The sequence below is a fragment of the Pseudomonas sp. NPDC078700 genome (genome assembly GCF_044542375.1).
Lineage (GTDB): Bacteria > Pseudomonadota > Gammaproteobacteria > Pseudomonadales > Pseudomonadaceae > Aquipseudomonas.
In genome coordinates, this window is the sequence record NZ_JBITUI010000001.1 from 360,204 (window position 1) to 386,075 (window position 25,872).

The 25,872-nt window shown below is 53.9% G+C and carries 26 protein-coding genes; 13 read left to right on the forward strand and 13 right to left on the reverse strand.

Annotation, left to right across the window (positions count from 1 at the left end; all coding sequences use genetic code 11):
• Positions 1–1,176 (reverse strand): acetyl-CoA C-acyltransferase FadA, encoded by a 1,176-nt coding sequence (gene fadA / locus ACIGCM_RS01720; protein ID WP_339485692.1) that lies wholly within the window; start codon positions 1,174–1,176, stop codon positions 1–3.
• A gap of 29 nt (positions 1,177–1,205) precedes the next feature.
• Positions 1,206–3,353 carry a fatty acid oxidation complex subunit alpha FadB gene (fadB, locus tag ACIGCM_RS01725; protein WP_397500312.1) on the reverse strand — a complete coding sequence of 716 codons (2,148 nt, stop codon included), beginning with the start codon at positions 3,351–3,353 and terminating at the stop codon, positions 1,206–1,208.
• A 477-nt stretch (positions 3,354–3,830) separates the two neighbouring features.
• Between fadB and ACIGCM_RS01730 the strand changes: the two genes are divergently transcribed.
• Entirely contained in the window at positions 3,831–4,652 is an 822-nt protein-coding gene (locus ACIGCM_RS01730; RefSeq protein ID WP_397500313.1) for a hypothetical protein, read from the forward strand.
• Positions 4,653–4,776: 124 nt separating this feature from the next.
• On the opposite strand, the gene ACIGCM_RS01735 is transcribed toward ACIGCM_RS01730, so the two are convergent.
• Positions 4,777–5,214, reverse strand: coding sequence for a hypothetical protein (locus ACIGCM_RS01735; protein WP_397500314.1), 438 nt, complete (start codon positions 5,212–5,214; stop codon positions 4,777–4,779).
• A gap of 88 nt (positions 5,215–5,302) precedes the next feature.
• Between ACIGCM_RS01735 and ACIGCM_RS01740 the strand changes: the two genes are divergently transcribed.
• On the forward strand, positions 5,303–5,743 hold the full coding sequence (locus ACIGCM_RS01740) for a universal stress protein (RefSeq protein WP_397500315.1): 441 nt from the start codon (positions 5,303–5,305) through the stop codon (positions 5,741–5,743).
• 63 nt (positions 5,744–5,806) lie between these two features.
• Here ACIGCM_RS01740 and ACIGCM_RS01745 read toward each other — a convergent pair whose 3' ends face one another.
• Positions 5,807–6,493: a DUF6901 family protein gene (locus tag ACIGCM_RS01745; RefSeq protein WP_397500316.1), complete on the reverse strand. Its 687-nt coding sequence runs from the start codon at positions 6,491–6,493 to the stop codon at positions 5,807–5,809.
• A 95-nt stretch (positions 6,494–6,588) separates the two neighbouring features.
• Positions 6,589–8,511, reverse strand: a complete 1,923-nt coding sequence (locus ACIGCM_RS01750; protein ID WP_397500317.1) for an ATP-binding cassette domain-containing protein — start codon at positions 8,509–8,511, stop codon at positions 6,589–6,591.
• 315 nt (positions 8,512–8,826) lie between these two features.
• Here ACIGCM_RS01750 and ACIGCM_RS01755 point away from each other — a divergent pair, with 315 nt between their 5' ends.
• On the forward strand, positions 8,827–10,755 hold the full coding sequence (locus ACIGCM_RS01755) for a transglycosylase SLT domain-containing protein (RefSeq protein WP_397500318.1): 1,929 nt from the start codon (positions 8,827–8,829) through the stop codon (positions 10,753–10,755).
• Positions 10,756–10,813: 58 nt separating this feature from the next.
• Here the strand turns inward: ACIGCM_RS01755 and ACIGCM_RS01760 are convergent, their stop codons facing one another.
• Complete coding sequence (locus tag ACIGCM_RS01760) at positions 10,814–11,620, reverse strand: MOSC domain-containing protein (RefSeq protein ID WP_397500319.1); 807 nt, start codon at positions 11,618–11,620, stop codon at positions 10,814–10,816.
• On the opposite strand from ACIGCM_RS01760, the gene ACIGCM_RS01765 reads away from it, so the two are divergent.
• On the forward strand, positions 11,619–12,101 hold the full coding sequence (locus ACIGCM_RS01765; protein WP_397500320.1) for a DUF1499 domain-containing protein: 483 nt from the start codon (positions 11,619–11,621) through the stop codon (positions 12,099–12,101). The genes ACIGCM_RS01760 and ACIGCM_RS01765 overlap by 2 nt on opposite strands.
• A gap of 16 nt (positions 12,102–12,117) precedes the next feature.
• On the opposite strand, the gene ACIGCM_RS01770 is transcribed toward ACIGCM_RS01765, so the two are convergent.
• Both ACIGCM_RS01770 and yegS read right to left on the reverse strand, forming a co-directional pair.
• Positions 12,118–13,044 (reverse strand): chemotaxis protein CheV, encoded by a 927-nt coding sequence (locus tag ACIGCM_RS01770; protein WP_397500321.1) that lies wholly within the window; start codon positions 13,042–13,044, stop codon positions 12,118–12,120.
• A gap of 97 nt (positions 13,045–13,141) precedes the next feature.
• On the reverse strand, positions 13,142–14,038 hold the full coding sequence (yegS, locus tag ACIGCM_RS01775; protein ID WP_397500322.1) for a lipid kinase YegS: 897 nt from the start codon (positions 14,036–14,038) through the stop codon (positions 13,142–13,144).
• Between the two features lie 284 nt (positions 14,039–14,322).
• Here yegS and ACIGCM_RS01780 point away from each other — a divergent pair, with 284 nt between their 5' ends.
• Together ACIGCM_RS01780 and ACIGCM_RS01785 are read left to right on the forward strand one after the other, a co-directional pair.
• Positions 14,323–15,021, forward strand: coding sequence for a pirin family protein (locus tag ACIGCM_RS01780; protein ID WP_397500323.1), 699 nt, complete (start codon positions 14,323–14,325; stop codon positions 15,019–15,021).
• A 149-nt stretch (positions 15,022–15,170) separates the two neighbouring features.
• Complete coding sequence (locus tag ACIGCM_RS01785) at positions 15,171–16,196, forward strand: AraC family transcriptional regulator (RefSeq protein ID WP_397500324.1); 1,026 nt, start codon at positions 15,171–15,173, stop codon at positions 16,194–16,196.
• A 13-nt stretch (positions 16,197–16,209) separates the two neighbouring features.
• Here ACIGCM_RS01785 and glp read toward each other — a convergent pair whose 3' ends face one another.
• Positions 16,210–17,424, reverse strand: coding sequence for a gephyrin-like molybdotransferase Glp (gene glp, locus ACIGCM_RS01790; RefSeq protein ID WP_397500325.1), 1,215 nt, complete (start codon positions 17,422–17,424; stop codon positions 16,210–16,212).
• The gene (gene moaB, locus ACIGCM_RS01795) at positions 17,421–17,960 is read right to left on the reverse strand and encodes a molybdenum cofactor biosynthesis protein B (RefSeq protein WP_397500326.1); all 540 of its coding nucleotides are present in this window, start codon (positions 17,958–17,960) and stop codon (positions 17,421–17,423) included. The genes glp and moaB overlap by 4 nt, the downstream gene beginning before the upstream one ends.
• Positions 17,961–18,028: 68 nt before the next feature.
• On the opposite strand from moaB, the gene mobA reads away from it, so the two are divergent.
• On the forward strand, positions 18,029–18,631 hold the full coding sequence (gene mobA, locus ACIGCM_RS01800; RefSeq protein WP_397500327.1) for a molybdenum cofactor guanylyltransferase MobA: 603 nt from the start codon (positions 18,029–18,031) through the stop codon (positions 18,629–18,631).
• Positions 18,632–18,697: 66 nt separating this feature from the next.
• Positions 18,698–18,919 carry a YgdI/YgdR family lipoprotein gene (locus ACIGCM_RS01805; RefSeq protein WP_339485713.1) on the forward strand — a complete coding sequence of 74 codons (222 nt, stop codon included), beginning with the start codon at positions 18,698–18,700 and terminating at the stop codon, positions 18,917–18,919.
• 154 nt (positions 18,920–19,073) lie between these two features.
• Here ACIGCM_RS01805 and ACIGCM_RS01810 read toward each other — a convergent pair whose 3' ends face one another.
• On the reverse strand, positions 19,074–19,958 hold the full coding sequence (locus ACIGCM_RS01810; RefSeq protein ID WP_397500328.1) for a chemotaxis protein CheV: 885 nt from the start codon (positions 19,956–19,958) through the stop codon (positions 19,074–19,076).
• A 44-nt stretch (positions 19,959–20,002) separates the two neighbouring features.
• The gene (locus ACIGCM_RS01815; protein WP_397500329.1) at positions 20,003–20,239 is read right to left on the reverse strand and encodes a glutaredoxin family protein; all 237 of its coding nucleotides are present in this window, start codon (positions 20,237–20,239) and stop codon (positions 20,003–20,005) included.
• A 351-nt stretch (positions 20,240–20,590) separates the two neighbouring features.
• Here ACIGCM_RS01815 and ACIGCM_RS01820 point away from each other — a divergent pair, with 351 nt between their 5' ends.
• Positions 20,591–21,859 (forward strand): OprD family porin, encoded by a 1,269-nt coding sequence (locus ACIGCM_RS01820; protein WP_397500330.1) that lies wholly within the window; start codon positions 20,591–20,593, stop codon positions 21,857–21,859.
• A gap of 54 nt (positions 21,860–21,913) precedes the next feature.
• On the opposite strand, the gene ACIGCM_RS01825 is transcribed toward ACIGCM_RS01820, so the two are convergent.
• Positions 21,914–23,122 (reverse strand): ammonium transporter, encoded by a 1,209-nt coding sequence (locus tag ACIGCM_RS01825; protein WP_397500331.1) that lies wholly within the window; start codon positions 23,120–23,122, stop codon positions 21,914–21,916.
• A gap of 370 nt (positions 23,123–23,492) precedes the next feature.
• On the opposite strand from ACIGCM_RS01825, the gene ACIGCM_RS01830 reads away from it, so the two are divergent.
• The 4 genes from ACIGCM_RS01830 to ACIGCM_RS01845 all read left to right on the forward strand — a co-directional run bounded on the left by ACIGCM_RS01830 (position 23,493) and on the right by ACIGCM_RS01845 (position 25,829).
• Complete coding sequence (locus tag ACIGCM_RS01830; protein WP_397500332.1) at positions 23,493–23,810, forward strand: YqjD family protein; 318 nt, start codon at positions 23,493–23,495, stop codon at positions 23,808–23,810.
• A 15-nt stretch (positions 23,811–23,825) separates the two neighbouring features.
• Complete coding sequence (locus ACIGCM_RS01835; RefSeq protein WP_397500333.1) at positions 23,826–24,209, forward strand: phage holin family protein; 384 nt, start codon at positions 23,826–23,828, stop codon at positions 24,207–24,209.
• The gene (locus ACIGCM_RS01840; protein ID WP_397500334.1) at positions 24,206–24,544 is read left to right on the forward strand and encodes a hypothetical protein; all 339 of its coding nucleotides are present in this window, start codon (positions 24,206–24,208) and stop codon (positions 24,542–24,544) included. The genes ACIGCM_RS01835 and ACIGCM_RS01840 overlap by 4 nt, the downstream gene beginning before the upstream one ends.
• Positions 24,545–24,668: 124 nt before the next feature.
• A complete protein-coding gene (locus ACIGCM_RS01845; RefSeq protein WP_397500335.1) occupies positions 24,669–25,829 on the forward strand; it encodes an EAL domain-containing protein in 1,161 nt (386 codons plus the stop codon).
• The last annotated feature ends 43 nt before the right edge of the window (positions 25,830–25,872 follow it).

The window sequence follows — 25,872 nt, forward strand, 5'->3', positions numbered from 1 at the left end:
TTAAACGCGTTCGAAGACAGTGGTGATGCCCTGACCGAGGCCCACGCACATAGTCGCAACACCCAAGGTGCCGTTGTTTTGCTTCATTACGTTCAGCAGGGTACCGGAGATACGTGCACCGGAACAACCGAACGGGTGACCCAAAGCAATCGCACCACCGTGCAGATTGACCATTTGATCCATCTTATCGAGCACTTTGAGGTCCTTCAGCACAGGCAATGCCTGAGCGGCGAAGGCTTCGTTGAGCTCCATAAAATTGATGTCAGCCATGGTCAGACCAGCACGCTTCAAGGCTTTCTGAGTCGACGGTACTGGGCCGTAACCCATGATCGCCGGATCAACCCCAGCAACGGCCATCGCGCGCACCACAGCCATAGGCTGGATACCTAGATCCTGAGCACGCTGAGCGGACATCACAATCATGCACGAAGCGCCGTCAGTGATCTGCGAGGAAGTACCTGCAGTCACGGTGCCGCCTTTAGGATTAAACGCTGGACGCAAAGCAGCCAAGCTCTCAAGCGTAGTTTCCGGACGAATGGTCTCGTCGTAATCGAAAACCTTGAGGAAGCCATTCTCGTCGTAGCCTTCCATCGGGATGATTTCATCCTTGAAATTGCCTTCAACGGTCGCCTTCTGCGCCAAACGGTGCGAACGCTCACCAAACGCATCTTGCTGCTCACGGCTGATGCCATGCATTTTGCCGAGCATTTCAGCCGTCAGGCCCATCATCCCCGATGCTTTGGCAGCGTACAGCGACAGGTGCGGGTTTGGATCTACGCCGTGCATCATGCCAACGTGGCCCATGTGCTCAACGCCGCCAACCACGAATACATCGCCGTTACCGGTTTGAATCGCCTGTACAGCGGTGTGCAGTGCGCTCATTGAAGAACCGCACAGACGGCTTACAGTCTGACCTGCACTGGTGTGCGGGATCTGGGTCATCAACGACGCCATGCGCGCGATGTTCCAGCCCTGCTCCAGCGTCTGGTTTACACAACCCCAGATCACATCTTCGACTTCAGCCGGATCGATCTTCGAGTTACGGTCTAGGACGCCGCGAATCAGGTTGGCCGACATAGTCTCGGCACGGGTGTTACGGTGCATGCCGCCTTTGGAGCGCCCCATCGGGGTGCGACCGAAGTCGACAATCACTGCATCTCTTGGGTTCAAGCTCATCATTTTACCCTCGCTAAATCGTTGCGCGATTAACCGAAAAACTTCTGGCCGTTCTTGGCCATTTCACGCAGCTTTTCAGTTGGCTGGTACAACGCGCCCAGATCGGCGTACTTATCGGCCAGGGCTACAAATTCCGCTACACCGATGCTGTCGATGTAACGCAGTGCACCACCACGGAACGGCGGGAAGCCAATACCGTAGATCAGGCCCATATCGGCCTCTGCAGCGGTTTCAACGATGCCATCTTCGAGGCAGCGAACGGTTTCCATGCACAGCGGGATCATCATGAAGTTGATGATGTCTTCATCAGTCAACTCACGCTCTTCGCGCACGATTTCCTTGAGCAGCTCGTAAGCTTTCGGGTCAACGACCTTCTTCGGCTTGCCGCGCTTGTCAGTCTCGTAGGCATAGAAGCCTTTGCCATTTTTCTGGCCCAGACGATCAGCGTCGTACATCACGTCAACAGCGGTACGGCCTTCAACAGCCATGCGATCCGGGAAGCCTTCAGCCATTACGTCACGGCCGTGGTGGCCTGTGTCGATGCCGACAACGTCAGACAAGTACGCCGGGCCCATCGGCCAGCCGAACTTCTCCATCACTTTGTCGATTCGGGTGAAGTCAACGCCGAACTCAAGCAGCTTGGAGAAACCACCGAAGTAAGGGAACAGCACGCGGTTGACTAAGAAACCCGGGCAGTCATTTACTACGACCGGGGTTTTACCCATCTTCTTGGCGTAAGCGACGGTTGTCGCAATGGCGGTTTCGCCAGACTTCTCACCACGAATGACTTCCACCAGCGGCATCATGTGCACCGGATTGAAGAAGTGCATGCCGCAGAAGTTTTCCGGGCGCTTCAAGGCTTTAGCCAGCAGGCTGATGGAAATGGTCGAGGTGTTGGAGGTCAGAATCGCGTCTTCACGGACCACGCCTTCAACTTCAGCCAGTACAGCTTGCTTGACCTTAGGGTTCTCAACGACCGCTTCAACAACGATATCAACGTGACCGAAGTCGCCGTAAGACATGGTTGGGCGGATTGCGTTGAGTGCCTCAGCCATTTTAGCCGGGGTCAGACGACCTTTTTCGACGCGCTTGCCGAGCAGCTTGGAGGCCTCGTTCAAACCCATCTGGATACCCTCTTCACGGATATCTTTCATCATGATCGGCGTGCCTTTGACAGCCGACTGATAGGCAATACCGCCGCCCATGATGCCTGCGCCGAGCACGGCAGCCAGCTTCACGTCTTTGGCGATTTCGTCGTATTGCTTAGCTTTTTTCTTCAGCTCTTGGTCGTTCAAGAACAGACCAATCAGGCTTTCAGCCACTGGCGTCTTGGCCAGTTTTACGAAGCCTGCAGCTTCAACTTCCAGCGCTTTATCGCGGCCGAAGTTTGCAGCTTTCTGAATGCTTTTGATGGCTTCAACAGGCGCTGGATAGTTCGGGCCTGCTTGACCGGCCACGAAGCCTTTAGCGGTTTCAAAGCACATCATCTGCTCAATGGCGTTGAGCTTAAGCTTTTCCAGCTTAGGTTGACGCTTGGCCTTGTAGTCCAGCTCGCCACTGATGGCACGCTTGATCAGGTCCAGTGCCGCTGCCTTCAGCTTGTCAGCATCTACAACAACGTCGACAGCACCCATTTTAAGGGCGTCTTCAGCACGGTTTTCTTTACCTGCGGCAATCCACTCGACAGCGTTGTCGGTACCGATCAAACGCGGCAAACGAACGGTGCCACCAAAACCTGGGTAGATACCCAATTTAACTTCTGGCAGGCCGACTTTAGCGCTGCTGGCCATAACGCGGTAATCCGCGGCCAAGCACATTTCGAAGCCACCACCCAACGCGATGCCATTGATAACGGCGACGGTTGGAACAGCAAGGTCTTCAAAATCGCTGAAGATTTTGTTGGCTTCAAGGTTGCCTGCGACCAACTCTTCGTCGGGCAGTTTGAAGTTCTCAACGAATTCGGTGATATCGGCGCCGACGATGAATACGTCTTTGCCGCTGGTAACAATCACGCCCTTGATCGAACCATCGGCCTTGATTGCATCTACTGACTGACGCAATTCGTTCAGGGTAAGACGGTTGAACTTGTTGACGGATTCACCCTTGAGGTCGAAGTTTAATTCGACAATGCCACTTTCAAGAGCTTTAACCGTGATGGCTTTACCTTCGTAAATCATCAACTGATCTCCACGATATGGAAGCTAATACAGTACACACCAGAGCCAACCAGCAGCTGCTCCGCGGCTGAGCCGTCAAGAGTAGCGTTAAAACGCCTGGCACACCCACTGATGCGATATTCGAGCAGTAAAGGCGTCGTTTATGACAAACAAACACTCAATTCATACGCCCGTTTGATTTGGGTCGGCACACATTCAGGGAAAAGCCGCAGCTTGTCAATTGTCGATATATGAGCAAAGCCGTCAGAAAACCGCCAGCACAGGGGTAAAACCCAATAACTGCGCGGCTTCGAAAGGATAATCAGCTAATCTTTTATCACGTAATTCAGCAATAACCAGCCAACCACCCAGACTAATATCCTGCTAGCAAATCAGTGCGCAGCCCGGTACATTTATAGACAGATGGCGCGCGAAGACTCGCCACTACTGCTAACCAAAACAACAACGAACCCTCGCAAAGGGTCTATGGAGCGCTGTATGACAAGCCGAATGCTTGCCATTTCTCTACGTACTTTTTCACTGTTATCTCTGCTCCTGATCAGCACGCTCAGCCTGGCGGCGACGGCCCCGGCAGATAGCCTGCTGAAACTTCACAAAATGCGCCTGGACACCCAGAAAAGCCTCAGTAGCTTCTACATGTATAACAACATGGAAGGCGATCAGCGCTATGCGCGAATGATAACTGAGTCGCTCAGCGAGGCCGATCAAGCACTGACAGCCCTGCAAGACCTCAATGGCGACAGCTCAAAGGCCCTCAGCAGCCAACTAATGGAGCTTTGGAGCGGCTATCAAGACAACTTGAAATTGCTGGTCATGACCCTTAAGACCCAGGGCTACACTGACTTGCAGCCAGTGGCTGATCTTGCCGAACACAATCAGAAAATCATGGCATTAAGCCAAGAGCTGTACAGCAAGATTGAGCAAGAAAGTGGCTATAGCGTCCCGCCACTGATTCAGCAAACCCGTAAGCAGAGCTTGTTGATGCAAGCGATCGCGGTTGATTACTCATCGCGCAGTGCATCGGTAGGTGCAACCTTTATGGGCGGCGGTGACAGCCGTAGCATGGAAGATCTGGTTAATGACTTTGCCAGCACCCTTGCGCAACTCAACCAAGCCCCGGAAAACACGGTTCAGACCAGCAAAACGCTGAACAACCTGAGCACAAAATGGCGCTACATTGAAAAATCATTGAAAAATTACAATGAAAACAGTGTACCCTTCTTGGTTAGCAAGTACTCAGACAGCATCATTGAGGAGCTAGAACAGCTATCCTCACAATATGCAGCTGCATCGACCTAAGCGCACAGCAATAATGCTAATGAGCCATGTCGAGATGTACGCACAGAATTTACCGGCCTGCCTGGCCAACCTTCCAGCCCGGTGCTTGCATCGGGCTTTTCTTTATCGGCTAATGACCGCCCCGCTAAAAATAGCCCTTAAGAAAATCGCGAATAGCTTCCACACTCTGCTCGTTGCCGCCCTCCCCCCAGCACACCGCAACCATGTTTGGACTCAACTCGGCCTTGTAGACATCCCCCGGCAAGCTGGCCAAACGCTGAGCAAGCACTGTGTCCGCACAAGGCTCGCGCCATTGATTGCACCACTGCCCCGGCTCTACCTGCCAGTAGCACCAGCTGTCCTGATGCCCACGGCGGCGCGCCAGATGATACTGAGGGCACGCTTCAGGCTGGCCGCGCTGCAACCAGTGCGGCCATTGCTGACGCGATATGTTCATGGCCAGCCCGAATTGCCTGGCCTGCATGCGCACATCCATACGCCCGCGCAAACGCCGGGAAGGCATCAACATCGCCAAGGGGCTCAGCACACAAAACAGCAACGCCAATACAATCCAAGTGGTCATAAGTTATATCTCTGCTTTAAAAGCCTGCCGCAAGCGCTCATTAACGTTCATACTTAGAATCATCGACTATCCATTTAAGGAGTCTCTCATGTCCTACCAACATATCTTGGTCGCCGTAGACCTAACCGAAGAATGCGACCCGGTCATGAGCCGCGCGCAAATCCTGGCACGCAACAACCAAGCGAAGCTATCGGTTGTGCATGTGGTTGAACCGATGGCCATGGCCTTTGGCGGCGACGTGCCAATGGATTTGTCGATGTTGCAACAGCAGCAGTTTGATCAGGCCCGTGAACGCCTTGACGCATTCGCTGTGAAATACAACGAACTGGCCACTGACCAACGCCACTTGACCTATGGCCAACCGCGCCAAGAAATCCACCGCCTAGCCGAAGAGCAAGGCTGTGATCTGGTCATCGTAGGGAGTCATGGTCGTCACGGCCTCGCCCTGCTACTTGGCTCAACGGCCAACGATGTTCTCCATGGTGCGCCATGCGATGTACTGGCAGTGCGCTTGAAAAAGCCCGAGTAAAGATCACAGCACCGACTGAGTCTGCCCTGCGTGGCAGACTCAGGCTGCACCTTTGAAACAAGCTTACTCAGGGCTGTCCCCTGCACTCATCACCATCGGCCGAATTTTCTGCAACTGTGTCTCCAATGAATAAGTCATGCTTGAAGACATGGAAAAGAAGGTCAAAAACGCCTTCAGGTTAGAGTCGCCTTTACAGGTATCGTGAATACGCTGCCAAAACGCCTGATTGACCAGCTGCAATTGCTGAAACATCCGCACCAGCCCTTTCAATTCCCAGTCAGCATGGCGTCCCTCTCGCGCATTAAAATATTGGCGCGACAAATAAAGAGAAAAGGCACGCAGGATAAACTCCTGATTGCTGGCGAACGGCAGATGGTTCTGCGCCATCGGTTTTAATTTGCCCAGCACCGGACAAGCACTGGTCGCCATTATCACCCCGAGCAAAGCGCGTAGCCCTTCTTCAAGCCCAGCATGCTTGGTGTACTCACGCTCAGGCGTGCGCACCCAGACCATGGCCTTGGTGAATGCGGGCAACCCTTGAAAGTCCTCAATAACACGGTGTAAATCAACCGCAGCAGGGCAGTGGCTAAAACTGTTATTGCTCAACGGGCAGTTACTGCACTGCTGATTACTCAGCCGCGTCCAAGCCGGAGCACTGCTTGCCTCCACGGGATCGTATTCTCGGTCCAACTCAATGCGGTAATTAAACTGATGACTGTCGTCGAGAGTAATGCGGTACTCGATAGACATTAGATTCTCCGGCAGGCGCAGACGACTGCATAAACGCCCAAGCCCTAGAACGAGGGCTTGGACCTTATATTTAGACTGCTCAGGTTACCGCAGAACTAGCCTTCCAGCTCGGCCCAACGTTCCAGCAAGTGATCCAGTTCCTCTTGCAGCAGCGGCAATTTCGCTAACACTTCAGCAGTGGTTTCTGCCGGCTGTTGGTAAAAGCCAGGATCACTGATTTGCGCCTGAACCTCCGCCATCTTTTTCTCGACTGCATCTATCTGCGCTGGCAAGGCTTCCAACTCACGCTGCAGCTTGTAGCTAAGCTTTTTCTTGGCAGGAGCATTCTGCTCGACCACTGGCGTGGCAGCAGGCTCGGGCGCCGCCACGACTGCTGAAGCCAATTCAGGCTTGCCGGCTTTGCTTTCACCGACGCCGAGCAACCGCGCTGAGCCCCCTTGACGGATCCAGTCCTGATAGCCGCCGACGTACTCACGGACGCGGCCCTCACCTTCGAACACCAGCGTGCTGGTCACCACGTTGTCGAGGAATGCCCGGTCATGGCTAACCATCAAAACTGTACCCGGGAAGGTCAATAGAACCTCTTCGAGCAGCTCAAGGGTTTCAACATCGAGGTCGTTGGTCGGCTCGTCGAGTACCAACAAGTTTGCTGGCTTGCTAAATAGCTTGGCCAGCAGCAGGCGCGCACGCTCCCCCCCAGACAATGCTTTAACTGGCGTGCGTGCACGCTGTGGACTGAACAGGAAGTCGCCCAGATAGCTGAGAACGTGACGATTCTGGCCGTCGATCTCGATAAAATCACGGCCTTCAGCCACGTTATCGATAACGGTTTTTTCCAGATCAAGCTGATGACGCAGCTGATCAAAATAAGCCACGTCAATGCGCGTGCCTTCGGCGACACTGCCACTGGTTGGCTGCAGGCCACCGAGCATCAGCTTGAGCAACGTGGTCTTACCGGTACCGTTGGCGCCCAGCAGACCAATACGATCGCCACGCTGCAAGACCATGGAGAAGTCTTTAACCAACATCGGGCCATCGGGATGGGCAAAGCTGACGTTTTCCAGAACCATCACTTGCTTGCCAGATTTCTCAGCAGTTTCCAGCTGAATATTGGCTTTGCCGGTGCGTTCACGGCGCTCACTGCGCTCAACACGTAATGCCTTGAGCGCTCGAACACGGCCTTCGTTACGGGTACGACGGGCTTTGATACCTTGACGAATCCACACTTCCTCTTGCGCCAAGCGCTTATCGAACAGTGCGTTGGCGGTTTCTTCCGCGGCCAGCGTGGCTTCTTTGTGCACCAAAAAGCTTGCGTAATCGCCATTCCAGTCAATTAGGCCGCCACGGTCCAGCTCAAGAATACGAGTGGCCAGATTCTGCAGGAATGAACGGTCGTGGGTAATAAAGAGTACAGCGCCCTGAAAACCAACCAGCGCCTCTTCCAACCAGGCAATAGCACCGATATCCAAGTGGTTGGTTGGCTCGTCCAGCAGCAACAGGTCTGGCTCAGACACCAAAGCCTGGGCCAGCAGCACACGGCGACGCCAGCCACCGGAAAGCTCGGCCAGGGTTTTGTCGGCAGGCAACTGCAAACGGCTCAAGGTGCTGTCGACCAATTGCTGCAAACGCCAGCCATCGCGCGCTTCAAGGTCTTGCTGAACGTGCATCAGCTTATCAAGGTCGGCATCGCTGTGAATGTTCTGACTCAGGTGATGGTATTCAGCGAGCAATGCACCGACACCATCCAGGCCTTCAGCCACCACATCAAACACAGTCCGACCATCGGCCAGGGGCAGCTCTTGCGGTAACTCGCCAATTTTTAGTCCGGGGGCGCGCCACACAGCACCGTCATCCGGTCGTTGGTCGCCCTTGACCAACTTAAGCATGCTTGATTTGCCTGTGCCGTTACGGCCAATAATGCAAACGCGCTCGCCTCTGGCAATCTGCCAAGACACCTTGTCCAGCAGCGGCATGGCGCCGTACGCCAGGGAAACATCGGTGAACTTAAGCAGGGTCATGGTACGCCTCAACATTTATACAGCGGCTGCACTGGCAATATTTTGCGCACAACCCCAGAGGTCACTGACCAACCTGGGGCAAACGCTTTAAATACAGTGCTCGCATCGCGAAACTTGATTAGCGGAGCCTAGTGCTCCGATAAAAAACTGGGGGCGCATTCTAACCGAGTTGAGCCCAGGTATTGCGGGCATTTTTCATTATTAACGCATGCAAGCGACCAGCCGACTTTCGCCCACCCCAAGCAAACAGCTAAGCTAGGCCCATCAAGCGCCCAGAAGCACAGCGCTCAATCTGCTCACACACCCGGAAGTGTCATGTCCCGCCGACTGTTAAAACTGTTTTCTTGCTTAATTATCTCGGCCACTGCTCTGTCCACGGCGCAGGCCGCCAGCTTGAGCCAACAGCGTCAGTATTACGATGAGGCTAAACGCGCCCTTGATAAAGGCGACACAGGCCCTTATCGGCGCTATGCCAACGCCCTGAAGGATTACCCGTTAGAGCCTTATCTGGCGTATACCGAGCTGACTGCACGCTTAAAATCGGCCAGCAACGCCGAAATTGAGCGGTTTCTTGCTGATCACGGCGACTTGCCGCAAACCAGCTGGATGAAACTGCGCTGGCTGCGCTGGCTGGCTGAACGCGGCGACTGGGCAACCTTTGCAAAATATTACGACCCCGGACTGAACTTCACCGAGCTTGACTGCCTCAATGGCCGCTATCAGCTGGGTCACGGTAAAGTTGCTGAAGGCTATGCCACTGCAGAAAAACTCTGGCTGGTGGGTAAATCACAACCTGAGGCCTGCGACCGCTTATTCGACGAGTGGGCAGCAGCCGGCCAGTTGACCGAGAGCAAACGCTGGCAGCGTGCAAAACTGGCCGCCGAAGTCCGCAACTACGGCCTTGCCAGTTTCCTGACCAAAAATTCACCGACACTCAGTGAAGAAGGCAAGTTACTGATTGAGGTTGCGCAAAAGCCACAACTGCTCAGCAATCCTGCGCGCTTCGCCCCAGTCAATGAACCAATGGCCGACATCGTCGGATTGGGCCTGCGCCGCTTGGCTCGCCAGGACCCAGAAAAGACCCTGAGCCTGCTTGATAGTTATGCCCAGCGTATGCATTTCTCTGACGCAGAAAAACTCTCAATTGCCCGTGAAGTCGGCTTATCACTGGCCAAAAACTTTGACCCCCGCGCACTGGCGGTCATGGCCAAGTACGACCCTAAACTGCAAAACGACACCGTCAGCGAATGGCGCGCACGCCTGCTGATGCGTCTGGGGCGCTGGGATGAAGCCTATAAGCTGACTCAGCAAATGCCTGCTGAATTGGCACACACCAGCCGCTGGCGTTACTGGACAGCTCGTAGCTTGCAGCTGTCAAAACCTGACAGCGTGCAACCGGCAAAGCTCTATCGCAGCCTGGCGGCTGAACGTGACTTCTACGGTTTTATGGCCGCCGACCAGGTCAAGGTGCCGTACAAGTTCAATAACCAGCCGCTGGTACTCGACCCCAATGTCGTTAAAAAAGTGCGCAATACACCGGGTATCCGTCGCGCACTGGAGTTCCACGAACGCGGCCAGATTGTTGATGGCCGCCGCGAGTGGTACCACGTCAGCCGCCGGTTCAACCGTGACGAACTCGTGGCTCAGGCACGCCTTGGTTATGAGTTGAAATGGTACTTCCCGGCAATTCGTACAATCAGTCTGGCCAAGTACTGGGATGATCTCGATGTTCGCTTCCCGGTCACCCATCGCTCGTCACTGAACAATGAGGCTAAAAAACGTGGCATTCATTCCAGCTGGGTATTCGCAATTACTCGTCAGGAAAGTGCATTTATGGAGGATGCTAAATCCCCAGCCGGTGCCATGGGCTTGATGCAGTTGATGCCCGCCACGGCCAAGGAAACCGCGCGACGCTATGATATTCCACTGAGCAACCCAAATAATGTGCTGATTCCTTCAGTCAATATTCAACTGGGTGCGGCATACCTGAGCCAGATTTACGCGCAGTTCAATGGCAATCGAGTGCTTGCCACTGCAGCGTATAACGCCGGGCCGGGCCGTGTGCGCCAGTGGCTGCGGGGCGCTGATCACCTGCCGTATGATGTTTGGGTTGAAAACATCCCCTACGACGAGACCCGTCAATACGTGCAAAACGTATTGTCATACGCGGTCATCTACGGCGAAAAACTTAATGCACCTCAGCCACTAATCGCCTGGCATGAGCGTTATTTTGATGATCAGTAAATCTTGAGCTGAGACGCAAAAGGGGCCTTAAGGCCCCTTTTGCTTGTGCCCTTAGCCTTTACTCAAGCACTTCAACCGGCATGCCGAGCTCAAGAGCGCCCGAAGACAATGCAATAAGATTTTGTCCGAAGAACACATCACCTTCTATCTGACGATAGGTTTTCAGTGTGGTCAATGGCTCACGATCGACACTGCGCTCCCCAGTGGCCGGATCAAGGGTGGTCATGATGCAGCGCGAACAGCCCTTGGCGACCTTGAATTCGATGCCGCCAATAGCGATCCGTTTCCAGCTGTCTTCCGCGTATGCCTCACTTCCCTCTACCACCAGATTGGGACGAAAGCGCAGCATTTCTAAATCACGCCCCACCCGCTGAGATAAATCATCAAGCGAGGCCTGACCGATCAGCAACAGAGGAAAGCCGTCGGGGAATGCGACCTTCTGCCCGATCTCAGCGTACACGGGGTCAATCTGCCGAGCACGCTCAGAGGCAACATGCACCAGCCGGCAACTGCGCCCTAAAAACTGGCTCAACCATTGCGCAGCATCATCGCCTGCATCCGGTACCCGCAAGCTGTCATGCCAAATATGCACGCCGCGCAAATTATCACGGGTATCCGGCACTGCAACGGTTAAATCCGCCATATTGGGCGCACTTAACTGCAACTGATCGGGTCCCAACCAAAAGGCCTGTATTTGGCTCATTTGGCCAAGCAGTCGTTGCGTAATGAAGCGTCCGCTCTGCGTATCAACTACCATCCAACGACGGTCACCTTGCACACCCAAAGCGTCCAGCTGGGTATTTTGCAGTAATTCGCCAGCGCCAGACTTAAGTGGATAACGATACAAACCAGAGAGACGAAACATGAGCAATCACTCCAAAACTCAAAACGCTGTTATACGAGCATGCGCCAATGCTCACAAGCCTATTGGCCCCATATTACTGCTTGCACTTGTAGCATGCAGCGCCAGCCCACCAACAACACTTGGGACCCACGCAGGCCGGTTTGAGCCCTGCCCGAGCTCGCCAAACTGCGTGAACAGTCAGGCAACTGACAGCGAACACAAAATCGCCCCACTGGCACTCAATGGCACGCCCGATGAAACCCACGCCCGACTATTAAGGGTTATTGCCCGACAGCCCGGAGCGGAGTTGATCAAGGCCGAGGGGACTTACCTGCATGTGGAGTTCACCAGCTCAGTGATGCGCTTCGTCGATGACGTCGAGTTTTTGGTGGGCAGCCAAAGGGTTGAGGTGCGCTCAGCCTCGCGTTTGGGCGATTCTGATATGGGCGTCAATAGGCAACGAATCGAAACCATCCGCGAGGCGCTGGCCAAGGAGCCCTGAGCGGCCGACCAACGCCTTAATCGTCCAGCTCAAGGCGTTGGCGCACCACGTCAACCAATTTGTCGGGCTGAAATTTCGACAAGAAATTGTCGCAGCCAACCTTTTTCACCATCGCATCGTTAAAGCTACCCGACAGCGAGGTGTGCAGGACCACATAGAGATTAGCCAAGCGCGGGTCTTGGCGGATTTCAGTGGTGAGCCGATAACCGTCCATCTCTGGCATTTCGGCATCGGTGAAGACCATCAGTAATTTATCGGTGAGCACTGCACCTGCATCCGCCCAGCTTTTAAGCATGTTCAAGGCTTTGAGCCCATCGCTGGCAACGTGCATTTTTACACCAAGCTGACCTAGCGTTTCACGCAGCTGAGACAACGCCACACTGGAGTCATCGACCAGCAGCACCTCTCGCCCATAGGCGTTGCGCAACAGCGGATCGTTTAGACGGTCATTAGAAATCTTGGCGCTATAAGGCACGATTTCAGCCAAGACCATCTCAACATCGATAATTTCAACCAGCTGCTCTTCGACTTTGGTAATCGCGGTCAAGTAATGCTGCCGTCCCGCTCCACCCGGTGGCGGCAGCACAGCATCCCAATTCAGGTTAATGATGCGCTCGACGCCGCCCACCAAAAACGCCTGAATTGAGCGATTATATTCGGTGACGATGATGGTGCTTTGCTCCGTTGGCACAATCGGTCGCATGCCAATCGCTTGTGACAGATCGATCACTGGCAAGGTTTTGCCACGCAGATTGATCACCCCACACACGCACTTATGGCGATTGGGCATCAGGGTTAATTTGGGCATGTGCAGAACTTCCTGCACTTTGAAAACGTTGATCGCAAACAGCTGACGCCCGTTTAAACGGAACATCAGGATTTCCAGACGATTTTCACCCACCAACTGTGTGCGTTGGTCTACCGAATCGAGAATTCCGGCCACTGCGAGCTCCTGTTATGTAGGCATCTACACCGACTACATCTGCTGTATCGGCAAGCATTTACATAACTGGAGCGGCCCCAAACACAATGATGGGTAATTAGTGGTTCAGTAGCGGTGAATATTCCGGCAAATGGACACGCAAGGCGTTCTCACGCGTCTTGAAACTTAACTTAGTGGCGCTCATCGGCTCGCCATCAAGATTGAGGTCAAGCCCTTCTGGTGCTTCAACCTCTAGCCAAGCAACCCGCGTCATCTGCGACACGCTTTCAACACCATTCATTGAGCCCGACAACATTGTCCCAAGGGTGCTGACCATGTCTGGCGCAGCGGGTACGATGCAGACATCGAGCAAACCATCATTAATCCGCGCGTTTGGGCACAACGCATGGCCGCCACCAGCTTGCGTACCGTTACCGATACCCAGCGCTAGAAAGTCGCCCTCCCAGCTAAAGTCTGGCCCCTTAAAACGCCCGAACGAGGTGCGTACCTCAGCAAATCGGCTCAAGCCAGTTAGAAAATAGGCTGCGCCTCCAAGGACTTTCTTTAAATCCTCAGGCGTATTGGTCGTAACACTGGTCCCGAAGCCACCCGTGGCCATGTTCAAGAATAACTGGCCATTGACCTCACCCAGATCGATTGGCGTTGGTTCCAGGTCAAGCAAACCCAGTGCTTCATGCAGGTCCACAGGAACACCGGCCGCCGTGGCGAAATCATTGGCGGTGCCCAAGCCAAGTAAAACCAAACTGGCATCGCTGCCAGACATGGCGATCGCTTCTGCAACCGCCCGCAAGGTGCCATCGCCACCACCCGCAATCAGCGTCGGGTAGCCATCAGCAAGCGCTTCACTGACGATACGCTGAGCATCACCGGCTTCCCAGGTGACCCTCACGGCAATATCCCAGCCCTGATCGCGCTTGGCGTAGATAGCCGTTCGCAATTCCTGATTCAGCGCCTGCTTGCCATGCAATATCAACAGCGCTCTGCGCTTACTCATTGATCGCTCCTTGGATAACCTAAAACCTGGCAGATAATTTTGCTCTCACTAACAGACCACAGCGCAGCGCATTTGTCTCTTACTGACTAAAACCAAGGCTCACATCAGCAATTATCCCTGAGCGGAAGCTGCCCCCCCCCAAGCACAAAGAATCAATTAAATCGATATATTCAATCCATATAAAGCGCTATTAACAACAATTAAACTGATAGAAAATGACCTCCTTGAAACTTGATAGCACCTGCAAATCATCAGGGTGCGCATCACTAACTGAGGATATCGAAATGATTGAAGTTCGCGCTTTTGCAGACCTCGGCGGCGCCGAGCATGGTTGGTTGAATGCACGCCACCATTTCTCATTTGCTGAGTATTATGATCCGCAACGCATGGCGTGGGGCGACCTGAGGGTGTGGAACGATGATGAAATCGCTGCGCATTCGGGCTTTCCACCGCACCCACACCGTGACATGGAAATCATCACCTACGTTCGCCAAGGCGCGATCACCCACAAAGATAACTTGGGCAATCATGGCCGTACAGAAGCGGGCGATGTGCAAGTGATGAGCGCCGGGACCGGTATAGCTCACAGCGAGTACAACCTGGAAGACACCACAACTAAAATCTTCCAGATTTGGATTACGCCCAACCAGTTTGACTCACCACCATCCTGGGGTGCCAAACCCTTCCCGAAAGGCGATCGTGCTGGCAGTTTTGTGACGTTGGCCAGCGGCACCAGTGATGATCAAGACGCACTGGCGATCCGGGCAAATGCACGTGTTGCCGCCGCAACCTTGAAGGCTGGGCAAACCACTGAGTACATTCTCGGTGCTGATCGAAAAGCCTATTTGGTAGCATCCTCAGGTGCGTTTGAGGTCAACGGCGTCGCAGCTAAGACCCGCGACGGGGTGGCTATTCGAGACGTTGAGGTCCTGCGTGTCACGGCGAGCGAAGACAGTGAAATCGTCTTGGTTGACGTTGCCTAACCACGGGCTGTAAGGCTCACTAAAAGCCCCCGACTTAGATCAAGTCGGGGGCTTTTTTATCCGTTGCGGATAAGCCTCTCGCTGTCACACCCAGCCGCATTGCATTTGCTTATACTTGTCAGGATTGGCTAACCAACTCTAAGAACAACATGAACAGTCTTGGCTACACGGCCGCACCCGCCCTGCTCAAATACCTGCGTCATGCAGAATTTTTAGGCCTTGATGCTGACCAGGCATTGCAGGCTGCAAACTTGTCACGCGAAGATCTGAGTGACAACGCCAGGCGCATCCCCAGCATCAGCCATGAGCGCTTGCTCAGTTATTTGCTCCAGCACTGCGACGACCCGTTATTTGGCCTCAACAGTGCGCGCTATGTGCAGCCTGGATCATGGAGCGTACTGGGTTATATCACCCTTAATTGCGCCACCTTGGGTGAGGCTATCAGTCGAATCGTGCCCTACGAAAAACTGGTCGGTGACATGGGCGTCAGCCGGGTTGAATCCAACACCGAACACACCCGGCTGATCTGGAGCTGTCGACACGATCAGCCACTTATACGCCGGCATATGGTTGAAAATGTTCTGGCCTCTTGGCTGCTGTATGCTCGCTGGATCGCCGACACACCGCACTCGCCCTCCGCAGTATTGTTTGAGCATAACCGCCCCGATGGAGTGCCTGACCAGACCTACCAAGACGTATTTGGTTGTCCCGTACTGTTTGAGCAACCCTGCAATGCCTTGATTATCCCCAATCACCTACTGGCAATCGAGTTGCGCCAAGCTGACTCGAACCTGCTGCGCACACTTGAAGAACATGCACTGACGCTAATGGCCAAGTTTGATGATGACCAGCCGCTCGCGGCGCGAGTTAAGAGCGCCTTACGCTTGTTACTCAAGGATGGGCTGCCACGTAAAGAACGGGTGGCCGAGCGTTTCGACATGACCGTGCGCACCCTGCAACGGCATTTGCAACAAGCAGGCACCAGCTATCAATCGATACTCGATGAGTTGCGCCAAGAACTGGCTGAGCATTATTTACTGCGCAGCGATCTACCGGTGCAAGATATTGCCAGCTACCTTGGTTTCAGTGAGTCGCGCTCGTTTCATCGCAGCTTCAAACTCTGGACAGGGCAAACGCCGGGCGACTATCGGCATAGCCATCGCCCAAACGTATGACCCAAGACAAAACCTAGCCTAGAATTTCACTCATGGGGATAAACCGCAGGCTATCGCCCTCCGCCAAGGCCTTGCCTTCAAGTACCTCAGCCAATCCTTCGGCCCATGCCGCACTGCGCAATACGCCCGAGCTTTGATTCGGATGCATCACCACCCGGCCATTTTCAATCCGCGCACGTACGTACTCACGGCGATTACCCACCTTGGTCCAAGCGAACCCCGACGGCATCGCAAAGCCCAATGGCTCAACCTTGGTGACCCCCATGCGTCGCAACAGGTAAGGACGTGCAAGCAGGCCAAAGGTCACCAACGTCGAAGCCGGGTTACCCGGTAAACCCAATACGGGCACACCCCGGAAGGCTCCAAACGTCAGCGGCTTACCGGGCTTGATCGCAAGCTTCCACAAAGCCAACTCGCCCTCCTCACGCAATGCCGCGCCGAGAAAGTCAGCCTCACCCACCGATACACCGCCGGTTGAAAGAATCAGATCAACATGGTTAAGCGCCGCCAGTGCATCCCGGGTCTGCTGCAGGTCATCGGCGAGAATTCCGCCGTCAACCACCTCACAACCCAAACGCTGCAACCAGGTACAGAGCAAGCGCCGGTTACTGTTGTAGATCTGGCCAGGCCCAAGGGCTTGCCCGGGTTCGATCAACTCATCCCCAGTGGACAACACTGCAACCCGAGCACGCTTGTAGACCTGCAAAATGCCGGCCCCAAGAGAGGCGGCCAAACCCAGTTCAATCGGCCCCAGCCGTGTACCGGCTGGCAACACACTGTCGCCTACTTTGGTTTCTTGGCCCTGCGCACGAACATTCTGGCCGAAGCGCATGTTCTGACTGAAGCTGACACGTTGATCGTCGCCAACCTGCACGTCTTCTTGCATCTCCACCACGTCCGCGCCAAGTGGCAATGGCGCGCCGGTAAATATCCGCGCGCAAGTCCCTGGCTCAAGAGGTTGCGGCAATGTACCGGCAAGTATGCGCTGACTAACAGCCAAGGGCTCACCCTGCCAGTCAGCCAAACGCAGGGCATAGCCATCCATTGCGCTGTTGTCCCACGGTGGCAAATCCAGCGATGACACGAGCGCTTCAGCCAGCACCCGGCCGTCTGCCTCAGCCAGAGTAACGGGCTCAGTCAAGCCAATCGGAGCTGCATCTGCTAGCGCGAGCAAGCGCTCTAAAGCAGCCTCTACCGGCAACAACCCAGGTTGATCACAACTGCTCATCCACGACTCTCGCACGCTACAGCTTGTTTTAGATGCGGTGCAAAATTGCAGGGCCGGTGACTGGCATCCAGTTGCTCAGCAAGAATCCCATCCCACGCGGTACGGCAAGCATTTGTAGAACCCGGCAAACAACACACAAGTGTGCCGTTGGCCAACCCCGCCAAAGCTCTGGACTGGATAGTCGAGGTGCCAATATCCGCCACCGAAATCTGCCGGAATAACTCACCAAAACCATCAACCTGCTTATCCAGCAAGCAGCTCACCGCTTCTGGTGTACTGTCACGCCCGGTGAAACCTGTGCCACCGGTGATCAGCACCACCTGCACGATATCTTCAGCAATCCAGGTCGCGACCTGTGCGCGAATTTTGTACAAATCGTCCTTGAGCAGCACCCGCGCAGCCAAGTTATGGCCAGCAGCTTCAAGGCGGTCAACCAAGGTCTGACCCGAGGTATCGGTGTCCAGGCTGCGCGTGTCGCTAACGGTCAGTACTGCGATATTCAGCGGTACAAATGCGGTATCAGATTTGTGGCCCATAACAGAGTTCCGGTTGTTCAAATAATTGCCCAATGTTATATCACAGGCTCACTTTGAGAGACTGCGTGATGTCAATTCAGCCCCCATTGAAACAGTGCTCGATCTTGCTCCTTGCAGGGGGCCGTGGCCAACGCATGGGCGGCCAGGACAAAGGATTGATGTTGTGGCGTGATAGACCATTGATTGCTTGGCTGCACGATCTGGCGCGCCCCCTCAGCGATGACCTAATCATCTCGTGTAATCGCAACAGCACCGACTACGCACACTATGCCGACCAACTGGTTGCCGACGACGACACTGATTTTCAGGGGCCGTTAGCAGGCATTCGTGCAGGGCTTAAAGTTGCCCGTCACGAGCAGGTATTGGTATTGCCCTGTGATGCGCCGATGCTTGAACAGACGCTGCTGCTCGACCTGCTAAAACTGGCTGGAGAGGTACCCGCGGTGATTCGTCAGGGCGAATATCTGGAGCCCTTATTCAGCGTGATCCCACGCCAACTTAGCAATGCGTTGGAGAGTGCCTGGCTGGCCGGTGAGCGCAGTCCTCAACGCTGGTTGCGCAGCCTTGCCCCAAGGACCCTCGACTGTGCTGAACATGATCCTAGGTTGGCTAACATGAACACTCCAGAGCTGCTCGGGGCGAGAAAATGTGAGCAGTATCAAGGAAATTGACTGAACTTTGCCTTCAGTAGCCGATCCTAAGTTTGGAACCTAATTTCATCCATGAGGAGAAACACCATGAGCCAACGGACAATCGCAGCATTATTTCTGACTCTGGGCCTTGCGACTCTGGCAGGCTGCGCTTCACCGACGGTAATCACCCTCAACGACGGTCGTGAAATCCAGACTGTTGATGAGCCAGACTTTGATGATGACACTGGCTTCTACGAATTCGAGCAACTTGATGGTAAGCGCGCCCGCGTCAACAAAGACGAAGTTCGCACCGTTAAAGAGCTGTAATAACAAACTGTCCCTGAGTGCTGTCAATGCATCACTCAGGGACAGTGCTTTACCACCGCCGCTCAGCATTTCGCAGCAAATGCTTACTCGACCTAATTAGCCGCGAAAACGCACCCGACTTAATCGCGTACTGAAATATCGCACCTGTTGTCGCCTACTCCAGCGCTTGAAAAGCCCTGACCAGCGCTTTGCTCAAGTCCACCGTCGAGAACTTGGTCAACATATCGTTAGCCCCAACAGAACGTGCTTTCTCAGTGTTCATGGTGCTGTCGAGCGAGGTGTGGAGCAGGACGTAGGTATGGCTGATATCTGCTGTATTGCGAATTTCCCGCACCAGGCTGTAGCCATCCATCTCCGGCATTTCAATATCTGAAACCAATACTTCAACGGGCTGGCCCGCCTGATATTGCTCTTGTAAGACCGCGAATGCACTCGCAGCGCTGCGCACTGATGTGCAGTCAAGCCCGAGCTTGCGCAAGGTATTGACCGTCTGCTGAAGTGCAACATGGGAATCATCGACCACCAGCACGCGCCGCCCCTCAAGCATTTGCAGATCGGCCATTGAAATCAGCGAATCATCCAGCTCTTGCACCTCCGCCGGGGCAATGTCATGCAGTACTTTTTCAATATCGAGCACCTGCACTATTGCCCCATCGATCTGGGTCACACCGGTGATAAAGGCACGGCTGCCTGAACCTGACGGCGGAGGCTTAACGTCACGGGACGAGCACTGCACGATGCGTTCAACAGCCTGAACATGCAGCCCCTGACGCGAACGACTTAGCTCAGTGACAATCAAGCAACCTTCTTGAGTATTGTTGTTACCGCGTTCACCTATTGCTCGCGCCAGATCAATCACGGTCAATGCAGCGCCTCGCAAACTGGCAATACCAAGCACATGAGGGTGCCGGTTAGGCAACTTGGTCAACGCCGGGCAAGGAATAATCTCGTTAACCTTAAGCAGGTTAATTCCCAATAAACGACCACTGTGAAGACGAAACAACAGCAGCGACAAGGAATCTCCTAAAACTGCACTCACCGCACCACTCCCCTTCGTATAAGTATTGTTAAGCGATTGTGTTATCAACTCAGAAAGGTCACTACTTGATCAGCTTCAAATGGCCAATTCAATTCAGCCCCAGTGTCACAACGACGCAGCACTGGAATGCGTAAACCGTAGCGCTCGACCCATGTTTCGTCTTCCGCAATATCAACTAACTCAACCAGCAGACCGTGCTCAACAAAAGGCATTAACAGGGCTTCAGCCACGTCACACAGATGACAACCTAAGGTGCCGAACAGTTGGCATTCGGGCAGCATTGAGCCACTCCTGTTTCAATTTAGACGTTGAAGCGAGCAGTTTAGCACCCTGTCTAACCCCAGCCTCCGAACAAAGAGAGTTGCTGCGTTCAGCACCCATCCAAAGACCGATATGTGTAGCAACCTATCAAGTGTTGACGGCCGCGCCAGAAAAAACTTTAACGACAAATTACCCACGCTTTTTAGACGATCCGACGAACTGCTAAGTGCTTGCTAATGCCCTACTGGCAAGGCTTCAGCTTCAGACAATACCCCCGCATACTAAAGTCTATAAGCAAAACCCTGAACCTCGTGCTTTATTTCACAGCGCCATACTAGATCCACCCGCACCCACACGAGGAGACAACAATAATGATTCAGACTCCCCTTGCCCGTGCTGTGGCTATTGCCACGCTAGGCGCTTGCTGCGCATTGCCGACGGTAGCCCACGCTGAGTTTTTCAAGGACAGCAAAGCCACCATTGAGACCCGCAACTTTTACTTCAACCGTGACTTGCGTGACACCACATCCGCCCAGCAATCAAAACGTGAAGAATGGGCACAGGGATTTATCGTTAAAGCCGAATCCGGCTTTACAGAAGGGACTGTTGGCTTTGGCCTTGATGCCTATGGCGGGCTGGGCTTAAAGCTTGATTCATCACCCGACCGTACCGGCACCGGCCTGCTACCCGGTAGCTTTGGAAATGAAGCACCAGACGACTACTCAGAAGCCACCGCAACCGCCAAAGTCAGAATCTCCAAGACGATCGGCAAGATCGGCGGTTTAACGCCCAAACTGCCCACCATATCGGCAAATGATTCGCGCCTGTTGCCACAGACCTTCCTCGGTGGGCATGTCAACTCGCAAGAGATTGCTGGCCTGAACATTGATGGCGGTGTGATCAAAGAGCAGAACCAGCGCGACTCATCCAACTTTGAAGACTTGAGCATCAATGGCGGCGGTAAACGCAATTTTGATCTTGGCGGCAGCGAAGCCGATGATTTCAACTTTGCCGGGATTTCCTACAAATGGACCGACAACCTCACCACTGGCTACAACTACGGTGAACTGGAAGAAATCTATAAACAGCACATCGTCAACCTGATCCACGTGTTACCCATTGGAGATAAGCAAAGCTTCAAGACCGATCTGCGCTATGCACGCTCCACCGACGATGGCAACACCAACGTCGACAACAATGCATTCGGTGCCATGTTCACCTACGCCTTAGGCTCTAGCAGCTTTGGCCTCGGCTATCAGTCGATGAGCGGAGACACCGGCTATGCCTATATCAATAGCACTGACCCGTTTCTGGTCAACTATGTGCAAATCGGCGACTTTGCCAACAAAGATGAGAAATCATGGCAAGCACGCTTTGACTACAACTTTGCTGGCCTGGGCATTCCTGGCCTGACTTTCATGACGCGCTACTTGAGCGGTGACAATATCGACCAGTTGAGCGCAGCAACCAATGAAGATGGCAAAGAATGGGAGCGCAACACCGACATTGGCTATGTCTTCCAAGACGGCCCTCTGAAGGACCTAGGGGTCAAATGGCGTAACGCGACTGTACGCAACAACTTCGCTAACGACCTGGATGAAAACCGTCTGATCATCAGCTACACCCTCGCCTTGCAATAAACTACGACAGGCAATATAAACCCGGCAAATCCGGGTTTATATTGCCTGTACTTATCAATCTGGGCTCACTGCCCCGATCTTGTGAATCGACAAATCTGCACCCTGGTATTCCTGCTCCTGACTCAAGCGAATGCCCATGCTGGCTTTGAGTACACCGTAGACGAGAAAGCCGCCTAGCAGCGCCACAACGACGCCCAAGCCCGTGCCGACCAACTGGCTGAACATACTCACACCGCCCAGCCCGCCTAATGCTTGCTGACCGAATATTCCGCACGCAATCCCGCCCCAAACGCCGCACAATCCATGCAAAGGCCAGACCCCCAACACATCATCAATCTTCCAGTTAGCCTGCGCTGCGGTGAACGCCCAGACAAATATCGCCCCTGCAATAGCACCTGTTGCCAAAGCGCCTACGGGGTGCATCAAATCGGAACCGGCACACACCGCGACCAAACCAGCGAGCGGGCCGTTATGCAAAAAACCCGGGTCATTACGCCCAACGAATAACGCCGAAACCGTGCCGCCAACCAGCGCCATCAAGGTATTTACTGCAACCAAACCACTGACGCTGCCGAGGGTTTGAGCGCTCATCACGTTAAAGCCAAACCAGCCGATAATCAGAATCCACGAGCCCAACGCCAAAAAGGGAATATTTGACGGTGCGAAAGCAACCAAACGACCGTCACGATATCGCCCATCACGACGCCCTAACAAAATCACGGCACCAAAGGCCAGCCAGCCGCCCATTGCATGCACGACGACCGATCCCGCGAAGTCGTGAAATGGAGCCCCAAACTGCCCCTCAAGCCAGGTTTGAAAACCAAAGTTGCCATTCCAGATCAAGCCTTCAAAGAAGGGATAGACAAAGGCAACAATCAACACCGTGGCACAGAGTTGCGGCCCGAACCTTGCCCGCTCCGCGATACCACCGGAAATAATTGCCGGGATTGCCGCAGCAAAGGTTAAGAGAAAGAAGAATTTAACCAAGGCGTAGCCATTGCCTTCAGTCAGTACTTCGGCGGGCTGAAAAAATGTCACACCATAGGCGATCCAATAACCTATAAAGAAATAGGCCAATGCAGAAACCGCAAAGTCTGAAAGGATCTTCGATAGCGCATTGACTTGGTTTTTCTGGCGTACCGTGCCCACCTCTAGAAAGGCAAACCCGGCATGCATGGCTAAAACCATCACAGCACCCAACAAAATAAACAGGGTGTTGGAACCATGAATCAGCGTTTCTACAGCACTGTTGATGTTTTCCATCGGCAAGTGACACTCCGCACATGGACTAAGAGCACCAATTCGGATCTTTTTATCAATGCACGCACCAACAATCAGCACTGAAACCCACCTGCCAAACACACTCACCTTGGCAAACGCTCTAATTGGGTGCTGCCCGAATTTAGTAAAACTGAACTTAGTCGTTATTTATTAATGGTTTAGCTTTGCACCAAAGCACTTAACAGAGCGGCATTAAAGCCCCAACTAAGCGCACAGACACAAAGACTTGCACCACATGGATGCAAGCGCTGTACCAAGCACAGGATGTTGGAGTCCCGTGATATCAGATTGAACCCTTCTAATAAATGTCACTCGAAGTACACAGGCGTTCTAAACATCAAGGAGAGTTGAAATGGCACGTAAAAAATCATCCGCGTCGAATCAAGATGAACTGCTCAGCGAGTTTCAAGCACTGGTGCGTGACACCGAGAACCTGCTTCAACAATCTGCGGGTCTTGCCGGTGATCAAGGCGAAGAACTGCGCGATCAAATCCGCAACAGCTTGAGCCGTGCACGCTCAACCCTGGTCTCAGCCGAAGAGGCTGTGATTGAGCGAGGTAAAGCAGCTGTAGATGCCACAGAAGGTTATGTCCAAACTCACCCTTGGCAGTCTATTAGTATTGCTGCAGGTGTTGGTATGCTACTGGGCATGTTGATAACCAAACGCTAACGGACTCAGTCATACATGGAAGCCAGACCACAGCCCGGTTCCGGGAATAGTCCCTCACCTCGCAGATTTGCAGGAGCCCTGCTTGGGCTCCTGCACGGTCATATTGCCCTGTTTGGAGAGGAGCTCAAGGAGCAGCAGACCCATGCAGTTCGCCTTCTGCTGCTGACCAGCTTGAGTTTGGTTTTTGGCTTACTGCTGGTAATAGGATTATCAGCCGCACTGCTGATCTGCTTCTGGGATGACTACCGCATCCCAGTCATCATTGGCTTGTGTGTCTTTTATTCTGTGGCGCTCATCGTCAGCCTGGTGACGCTAATCAATTATCTGCGCAATGTCCCGGGTCCTTTTAGTGCAAGCCTTGAAGAGCTTGCAAGAGACCGTGAGCAATTGATGCCATGAAGCCAACTGAATTGCCGCAACTGCCCATTAATCCTTCGCGACGCGAGTTGCGTAAAGCCATGTTGCGCATGCGCTTGGAAATGCATCGCCAAGAGTTACGCCACGAAACGCTGGTGATGTTAGAACCTCTGCGTAAAGCCAAAAGCGTTGGAAGCCAGTTAAGTGGTGGCGGCGCATCCATGTGGATTACTGGCGGTGCAATACTGCTGGCGGGCTTGGGCTTGAAAAAAAGCAACTGGCAACGCTGGATCAGAATCGCGCTGATCACCCTTCCCCTACTGCGCCGCACGCCCCCTAAGCGCGAACCCCCGATGACCAGCCCCATCAAACGCTGAAAACCCTGATAGCCATGTTGTCCAGGGTTGGCCACGTTCTTGCTTTAACTCCTGGGTGCCCGATTATTTTATCAGCTAAACGCTCGCGGCATTATTGTTAAGTCTCTTAACTAAGGATGCCTGCGTGTTCGACGGCCAACCAACTGTTGTGTTTCAACCCTTTATCGATACTGCCACTGGGCAGATTGCAGGTGTTGAGGCGCTTGCACGGTTGCGTGACAGCAACGGACAGCTGCACTCAGCTGGCCCACTTTTCAGCGACCCGAAGACACCTCTCCCCGGCTTGCGCAGGCTTGACCGTACCATCCGCCAACAAGCCCTGGAGCGCTTCCATCAAGCACCTGCCGAATGGTTTTTAAGCCTGAATATCTCGCCACGCTGGGTAAGCCGTCTGCGCATTGGCCAACCCCTGCCCAGCCTCAAACAAGTGCGTCACAGCGGCATTGCAGCTGAGCGTGTGGTTTTTGAAATCACCGAATTAGGCGGTGCCAGTCAACGCTTACCCGCTGTGGTAGCGGCTTACCGAAAAGCGGGCGCACGGGTTGCGATTGATGACTTTGGCGCTGGCTATTCACAACTTGACCGAGTACTGGCTTTGCAGCCCGATATTCTCAAGTTGGACATGCGCTTGTTCAAAGCCGCTGCACGCGGCGGCCCAAGCGAGCAAATTGTGAAGGCGCTGGCTCAAATGGCTGAACGTACGGGGTGCTGGATCATCGCGGAGGGCGTTGAAACCGAGGCCGAGCTCAACTTCGCACTGGAGTGCGGGGCGCGTTACGTTCAAGGCTATTTGTTTGCCAAGCCAGAGGTAGAGTTCTTTGCCACCGATGCGTTTGTCGAGCGTTTTGCGCAACTGCGCAATCACTACGTTAAACAGAAATTGCATGAGCGGGCACAACTCATGCAACTGCGTGAACAGCTCGCCTTACTGATGAAAGAACTCAACGAATGGGCCCACAAAGGCGCACGCCCTGAGCAATTGCCTGCGCCCGATGCTTACCCGTGGTTATTGCGCGTATTTATCTGCGACAGCCAAGGCACACAACTGTCACCTAACCATGAGTGGCGTAATGCAGGTTGGCAGATCGACGATCGATACGTCGGCCACAACTGGTCGTGGCGGCCCTATTTCTACCAGCTCCTGGCCGAAGGCTGGGATGAGCGCCGTCTGATTGTTTCGTCAACCTACCGCGACGCCACCAGCAACCAATACTGTTTAACGGCAGGTAAATTTGTCGATAACAACCTGCTCATTCTGGTCGACATAGATGCCGCTGGCTTTTAGATGAGCAGTTAGGCAGTACTTTCTCCACCTCCCCCCTTGCAGG

What these genes read in the sequence shown, in the direction of transcription:
- fadA (WP_339485692.1), bottom strand. Translation starts at nt 1,176, where the DNA reads ATGAGCTTGAACCCAAGAGATGCAGTGATTGTCGACTTCGGTCGCACC.
- fadB (WP_397500312.1), bottom strand. Translation starts at nt 3,353, where the DNA reads ATGATTTACGAAGGTAAAGCCATCACGGTTAAAGCTCTTGAAAGTGGC.
- ACIGCM_RS01730 (WP_397500313.1), top strand. Translation starts at nt 3,831, where the DNA reads ATGACAAGCCGAATGCTTGCCATTTCTCTACGTACTTTTTCACTGTTA.
- ACIGCM_RS01735 (WP_397500314.1), bottom strand. Translation starts at nt 5,214, where the DNA reads ATGACCACTTGGATTGTATTGGCGTTGCTGTTTTGTGTGCTGAGCCCC.
- ACIGCM_RS01740 (WP_397500315.1), top strand. Translation starts at nt 5,303, where the DNA reads ATGTCCTACCAACATATCTTGGTCGCCGTAGACCTAACCGAAGAATGC.
- ACIGCM_RS01745 (WP_397500316.1), bottom strand. Translation starts at nt 6,493, where the DNA reads ATGTCTATCGAGTACCGCATTACTCTCGACGACAGTCATCAGTTTAAT.
- ACIGCM_RS01750 (WP_397500317.1), bottom strand. Translation starts at nt 8,511, where the DNA reads ATGACCCTGCTTAAGTTCACCGATGTTTCCCTGGCGTACGGCGCCATG.
- ACIGCM_RS01755 (WP_397500318.1), top strand. Translation starts at nt 8,827, where the DNA reads ATGTCCCGCCGACTGTTAAAACTGTTTTCTTGCTTAATTATCTCGGCC.
- ACIGCM_RS01765 (WP_397500320.1), top strand. Translation starts at nt 11,619, where the DNA reads ATGAGCAATCACTCCAAAACTCAAAACGCTGTTATACGAGCATGCGCC.
- ACIGCM_RS01760 (WP_397500319.1), bottom strand. Translation starts at nt 11,620, where the DNA reads ATGTTTCGTCTCTCTGGTTTGTATCGTTATCCACTTAAGTCTGGCGCT.
- yegS (WP_397500322.1), bottom strand. Translation starts at nt 14,038, where the DNA reads ATGAGTAAGCGCAGAGCGCTGTTGATATTGCATGGCAAGCAGGCGCTG.
- ACIGCM_RS01780 (WP_397500323.1), top strand. Translation starts at nt 14,323, where the DNA reads ATGATTGAAGTTCGCGCTTTTGCAGACCTCGGCGGCGCCGAGCATGGT.
- ACIGCM_RS01785 (WP_397500324.1), top strand. Translation starts at nt 15,171, where the DNA reads ATGAACAGTCTTGGCTACACGGCCGCACCCGCCCTGCTCAAATACCTG.
- glp (WP_397500325.1), bottom strand. Translation starts at nt 17,424, where the DNA reads ATGAGCAGTTGTGATCAACCTGGGTTGTTGCCGGTAGAGGCTGCTTTA.
- moaB (WP_397500326.1), bottom strand. Translation starts at nt 17,960, where the DNA reads ATGGGCCACAAATCTGATACCGCATTTGTACCGCTGAATATCGCAGTA.
- mobA (WP_397500327.1), top strand. Translation starts at nt 18,029, where the DNA reads ATGTCAATTCAGCCCCCATTGAAACAGTGCTCGATCTTGCTCCTTGCA.
- ACIGCM_RS01805 (WP_339485713.1), top strand. Translation starts at nt 18,698, where the DNA reads ATGAGCCAACGGACAATCGCAGCATTATTTCTGACTCTGGGCCTTGCG.
- ACIGCM_RS01815 (WP_397500329.1), bottom strand. Translation starts at nt 20,239, where the DNA reads ATGCTGCCCGAATGCCAACTGTTCGGCACCTTAGGTTGTCATCTGTGT.
- ACIGCM_RS01820 (WP_397500330.1), top strand. Translation starts at nt 20,591, where the DNA reads ATGATTCAGACTCCCCTTGCCCGTGCTGTGGCTATTGCCACGCTAGGC.
- ACIGCM_RS01825 (WP_397500331.1), bottom strand. Translation starts at nt 23,122, where the DNA reads ATGGAAAACATCAACAGTGCTGTAGAAACGCTGATTCATGGTTCCAAC.
- ACIGCM_RS01830 (WP_397500332.1), top strand. Translation starts at nt 23,493, where the DNA reads ATGGCACGTAAAAAATCATCCGCGTCGAATCAAGATGAACTGCTCAGC.
- ACIGCM_RS01835 (WP_397500333.1), top strand. Translation starts at nt 23,826, where the DNA reads ATGGAAGCCAGACCACAGCCCGGTTCCGGGAATAGTCCCTCACCTCGC.
- ACIGCM_RS01840 (WP_397500334.1), top strand. Translation starts at nt 24,206, where the DNA reads ATGAAGCCAACTGAATTGCCGCAACTGCCCATTAATCCTTCGCGACGC.